Annotated in this window: 4 protein-coding genes and 1 pseudogene; 1 reads left to right on the top strand and 4 read right to left on the bottom strand. The window is 66.3% G+C overall.

Going from position 1 to position 4,925, the window contains the following annotated elements:
* The 3 genes from C4301_RS09320 to C4301_RS09310 form a co-directional block, all read right to left on the bottom strand.
* Nucleotides 1–811, bottom strand: an 811-nt coding sequence (locus tag C4301_RS09320) for a serine hydrolase domain-containing protein (protein ID WP_352414805.1), incomplete at its 3' end; no start/stop codon positions are given.
* Between the two features lie 32 nt (nt 812–843).
* Complete coding sequence (locus tag C4301_RS09315) at nt 844–2,040, bottom strand: DUF1501 domain-containing protein (RefSeq protein ID WP_352414804.1); 1,197 nt, start codon at nt 2,038–2,040, stop codon at nt 844–846.
* 9 nt (nt 2,041–2,049) lie between these two features.
* A complete protein-coding gene (locus C4301_RS09310) occupies nt 2,050–3,231 on the bottom strand; it encodes a DUF1800 domain-containing protein (protein ID WP_352414803.1) in 1,182 nt (393 codons plus the stop codon).
* A gap of 170 nt (nt 3,232–3,401) precedes the next feature.
* On the opposite strand from C4301_RS09310, the gene C4301_RS09305 reads away from it, so the two are divergent.
* Nucleotides 3,402–4,355, top strand: coding sequence for an FTR1 family protein (locus tag C4301_RS09305; RefSeq protein ID WP_352414802.1), 954 nt, complete (start codon nt 3,402–3,404; stop codon nt 4,353–4,355).
* 340 nt (nt 4,356–4,695) lie between these two features.
* Here the strand turns inward: C4301_RS09305 and C4301_RS09300 are convergent.
* A pseudogene (locus C4301_RS09300) lies at nt 4,696–4,821 on the bottom strand (integrase core domain-containing protein); the annotation flags it as partial.
* Nucleotides 4,822–4,925: the final 104 nt, after the last annotated feature.

Genomic DNA, 4,925 nt, shown 5'->3' with positions numbered 1-4,925 from the left:
TGGCGGCCCGTTGGGCCGGGTCGATGGGTCGGGCCAGCCACCAGCTAAGGCCGTAGAGGGGGTTAACCTGGGAGGGCTCAAAGCACCTGTCCAGCAGGGCGGCATCCACCACCCGCTGCCCTTGCCAAACCCCCCCTTGGCGCACCAGCTCGCCAAACCTGGCCCAGTTGCGGGCGGTGAGGAAGGCCCCGGAGGGGAGGTGGGGATTGCCATCGGGCCCCCTCCGCCAGAAGGCGTACTCGAGCCCGATGGGCTGGAAGATGCGGCGCTGGAGGTAGGCCAGCGGATCGCCGCCCAGCTTGCGGCGCATCACCTCTCCGAAGATCTGAAAGGGGACCGGGCCATAGGAAAAGCGCGTTCCCGGTGGTGCTTCAGCAGGGGACTGGACGGCTTCTTGATAGGTGGGGATTCGGCCCAGGTTGCCCCCGGGGATGCCGCTGGTCAGGTTGAGCAGCTGCCGGAGGGTGATCTTTTCCCGCAGGGGGTCACCTTGCCACTCGGTCAGGGTTTTGCTTGCGGGTTCATCCAGCGAGAGCAGCCCGTCTTGCTGGGCGGCTATGGCCATGACCCCGCTAAAGCTCTTGGTCCCGCTGGCCAGCTCGTGGGCGCGGGTGGGGCTGCCGCCGTTGGGGTAGTCCTCGAACACGGTCTTTCCGTCGACCATGACCAGAAGCGAGATGCCCCGGTAGCGAGCAGAGTATTCCGCGGCAAGCCTGTGGTAGGTGGGGTTGTTGGGGTTGGTCTGGGCGTGCCCCCTGGGAACCCCCATCAGGGCGGCAACCAGGCCTTTGAGAAGGGTGCGGCGGTTCATAAAGCCAGGGGCTTGCGCCGTGCACTCCGCGGTCACAGCAAAGGCAGGGCGGGGAAGTCCTGCCCCAGCACCTGGCGCACGTCCGCCTGGATCCAGCGGAGCGCGGCCGCATAGGCCTGACGGAAGTCCGTCTGGTACTTCAAGGCGTTGAGGTTGAGGTCCTCGAGGTTGGGCTCGCCGCCGTAAAGCCCCCCCTTGACCCCGCCCCCCAGGACCAGCATCAGACCACCTTCCCCGTGATCCGTCCCTTGAGAGGCGTTTTCCGCCACCTGGCGTCCGAACTCGCTAAAGACCAGGATCATCACGTCCTTCTCCCGGCCCATGGCCCGGAGGTCCTGCCGGAGGGCGCTCAGACCCTGGGCCAGCTCCCCCAGAAGCTCCCCCTGCCTGGGGGGCTGGACGGCGTGGGTGTCCCAGCCCCCCAGGGCCGTGTAGTAGACCTGGGAGCCCAGCCCTCCCGCGATCATCCGGGCCACGTCGGCCAGGGCCCGGCCAAAGGGGGTGGCCGGGTACTGGGCCTGGTTCCGGTAGCTCTGAACCGCACCCACCCGCCTGAGGGCTTCCTTGAGCCGGAGCATGGCCTGGCGCACCTCCTCCGCCGTACCCTGGCGGACCCGGGAGAGCTCTTTTTCTAAAGCGGTTTCCAGGGGTTTAGGCAGGTGCAGACTGAAGGCTTCCACGCTCGAGATCGCGGGGGCCCTTTTCGTCCTGCCCACCAGGGCCTGGGGGGTGCTCCCGCCCAGGAAGGTCTCACAGAAAGGGTCTTGCTGGGTGTCGCCGAAACGGCCGAGCCAGCCGGTGTTCTCCTGGCGGCTGGGGTCCGCGGTGTGCCAGATGGAGGTGGAGATGAAATGGCTCCGGTTGGGGTTGGGGTACCCCACCTGGGGGATCAGGGCCAGCCGCCCCTCCTCCCAGACGGGCATCAGGGGCCTGAGGGCCGGGTGGAGGCCGAGGTTCTGGCCCCGGACCCCCAGGTCCAGGGCCTGTTGGGCGGGGATCCCGATGGTGGGGCGAAGCCGGTAGTAAAGGTCGTTCCTATAGGGGATAAGGGTGTTCAGCTGGTCGTTCCCGCCGAAGAGGTTGACCACCACCAGGATCCGTTCCGACGACTGTGCGGCCAGGGCGCTCCTCAGGAAAAGCGAGGGTGCCGCCTGCCCTAAAGCCAGAGTGAGAAGGGATTTTTTAATGAAATTCCTTCTGGTATCCGTCTCCTGCAAAAACCCGTCCATAGCTTCCCCCTAAAGGAGCTGGGCCTCCGGCCGCACCAGGGCCAGGGGTCCGTCCGCTCCCTCCATGAAGACCGATAGGTCCAGACCCTTTTCCTTTCCCGAGAAGGCTCCCAGAAGGTTGAGCCGGGTGAGGAGGGCGGATTCGCCAAGCCAGGCCAGCCCTCCCTCCCAGCCCTTTGGGCTTGGGGGCTCGAAGGGAATCTGGCCCATGGTTGCAAGGGCTTCCATAAGCCCCCCCTTTTTGGCCAGCGGGACCTCCCGGAGGCCTGCGGCGTAGGCCAGGCCGACCAGGTATTCCACGGGGCTTTTCACCAGGGCGTTCCGGTTCTCCTTGGCGTAGAAGGCGGGATGGGTGAAAAGCCAGCGCAAAAACCCCCGCGTCCCCTCGGACCTTAGCGCCTTAGCCCCTTCCTCCACAAGGTCCTGGGGAGGGGCGGGGTTCAGGTAAAAGGCGAGGAGCTTCCGGGCCAGAAACCGGTAGGTCTCCGGGTGGTCGGCCAGGATGGCCAGGACCTCCTCCCCATCTTTCACCCTCCGGCCCAGGAAGGTCTTGGGCTCCGGGTCGTGCCACCTGGGGTTGAAGGCGAAGGCCAAAGGGGTGTTGGGGTCCCGCTCCGGGTTGGGATTCCGCACCGTCCAACCCGTGAAGGCGCGGGCGGCCTCGCGGATGTCTTGCTCGGTGTAGTGGCCTGGCCCCAGGGTATAAAGCTCCAAGAGCTCCCGGGCCCAGTTCTCGTTGGGGTGCTCCTTTCGGCTTTGTGCGTTGTTTAGGTAGAGGAGCATGGCCGGATTTCTGGCGATGGCCCGGAGGAGGTCCCCATAGGGGCCGTAGCCCAAGGTGCGGAAGGTGGCGAACTGCTCCCAGAAGTCCGCCCCCTGCGCCCCCATGGTCTGTCGGAAGGCCGAGGTGAGGTGCCCGTGCCAGAAAAGGACGAGCCGCTCCGCGGCCGGGGTGGGGGTGGTGAGCCAGTGCTCGAGCCAGAGGCGCACGAGCTCCTGGAGCTGTTTCCCCCGCTCCTTGGCCCCGGCCGTGGTCCGGAAGGGGGGTGCGGGGGCCGGGTCCTTTAAAACCTCCTCCACCGCCCTCTCAAGCCCCATCTCCGCCAGGCCTTCGGCCTCCTCCTTCCGGCCGCGGGCTGCGGCGCGGCGCAGGAGGTGGGCCGCCTCGGGATACCCAAACTCGATGCCCATTGTGCCCCCAAGCTACCCCCTCTTCCTGAAGCCGGCAACGCCCATTTCCTTAAGTGAGGCTGAAGGGGGCGGTCGAGGCCGGGGGTTTTGCAAGCGATTCTCGTTTCTAAATTAAATAAATCCGATCAGGATACTTGACTTTATCCTGCGTGCGGGCTATACTCGCCGCCATGATCGCACGCGATCCAAACGGCCTTCTTAGGGTCCTTCCCCTGGCTCTGGTTTTCTTTCTGGCCACCGCCTTCCTCTACCGCCACCTGGCCGTGGGCGGTCCTCTCGACCCCCAGAGCCACGAGGCCATCGCCGCCAGGGTTCTGGACACGGGGGTCCTCATCTTTCGCGAGGGCCTCGAGGCGGTCTTGGTCCTCGCCGCCCTCACCGCGGGCCTTCTCAGGCAGAACCCCCAGGCCGCCCGCCCCATCGCCCTGGGGGCGGGCCTGGCCTTTTTGTTCTCGGTGGCCAGCTACTTTTTTCTCGTGCGCGTGATCGGTTTGGCGGAGGCCTCCTTCTCCGAGTACCAGGTCCAGGCGGCCACAGGGCTTCTGGCGATCCTCGTTTTGCTTTTGGTGATGAACTGGTTCTTCCACCGGGTCTACTGGACGGGGTGGATCGGCCTGCACCAAAGGAAGGGCCAGGCCCTCCTGGCCCAGGGCTTGGCGGGGGGGCTTTGGCTTCTGGGCTTCAGCGCCGTCTACCGGGAGGGGTTCGAGGTGGCCCTATTCTTGCAGACCATCCGTCTGAGGGTAGGGGAGGGGGCGGTGCTGGAGGGAAGCCTCCTGGGGCTGGCCCTCACCCTGGCGGTGGCCTACCTGACCTTCCTGGCCCACCGCAAGCTGCCCTACAAGCGGATGCTGGTCTTCACGGGGGCCCTGCTCGGCCTGGTCCTCCTGGTGATGGTGGGGGAGGAGGCCCAGGAGATGCAGCTTGCCCGCTGGCTCCCCACCACTCCTCTTTCCCTGCCCATCCCCGACTGGATGGGGGTCTGGTTCGCCCTCTTTCCCACCCGGGAGACTCTTTTGGCCCAGGCCCTGGCCGGGCTTTTGGTCCTGGGCAGCTACCTCTGGTCTCAGCGCCAGGCCAGCCGCTCAAGGTCCAGGGGCTCGAGCCCGACCTCGAGGGGATAGGGCTCCCAAGAAGACCGCCTGTGCTGGGGCCTTCCTGCCCCCCTTCCGACCCACCGCCTTCGCGGTAGGGTCTGGGTTTCGCGGTGGGCCAGGGCCGGACCCCGGCCCCCTCCTTGCCCCTGGGTTCCCAGGGGTGCAGGCGGTTCCACCTCGGGTTGGGCCCAAGCATTGACCCGTGAGGGGAATCGCCCGGCCCACCACCGGGATCCGGACCCGATCCGGTCACGCGGGCGTCTGAGGGGAAGGGGGGCTGGGCCCCCCCGAAGCCTGGGCGGTATGCTCCGCCCTGGATCGGTGGGAAAGCGCAGGGGATCAGTCTCCAAAGATCTTGCCCGGGTTGAGTGTAATCGGCCAACACATCTGAGACACTCTTGGGGACCGACTCCGCTTGTATCTTAGCCAGATACTCGAGAGGCGCGAGACCGTTCAAAGCCCGGTGCGGCCGTTCACGGTTGTAGTAGTCCAGGGGTGCTTTCCCCCTTTGCGGGAAACACCAGGTTTAAGCTGCATTCGTGGAGACCTCCTCCCGGTGTTCCCTTCGGGAAGCAACTCTCCTGGAGTGGTCCCCAC

Origin of the sequence: Thermus sp. (genome assembly GCF_040290245.1) — a bacterium.
Classification (GTDB): Bacteria; Deinococcota; Deinococci; order Deinococcales; family Thermaceae; genus Thermus_A.
This window is presented reverse-complemented; position numbering and strand designations above follow the sequence as displayed.

Bases quoted from the DNA above. Each gene is read 5' to 3' on its own strand.
- C4301_RS09315 (WP_352414804.1), bottom strand. From the start codon at position 2,040: ATGGACGGGTTTTTGCAGGAGACGGATACCAGAAGGAATTTCATTAAA.
- C4301_RS09310 (WP_352414803.1), bottom strand. From the start codon at position 3,231: ATGGGCATCGAGTTTGGGTATCCCGAGGCGGCCCACCTCCTGCGCCGC.
- C4301_RS09305 (WP_352414802.1), top strand. From the start codon at position 3,402: ATGATCGCACGCGATCCAAACGGCCTTCTTAGGGTCCTTCCCCTGGCT.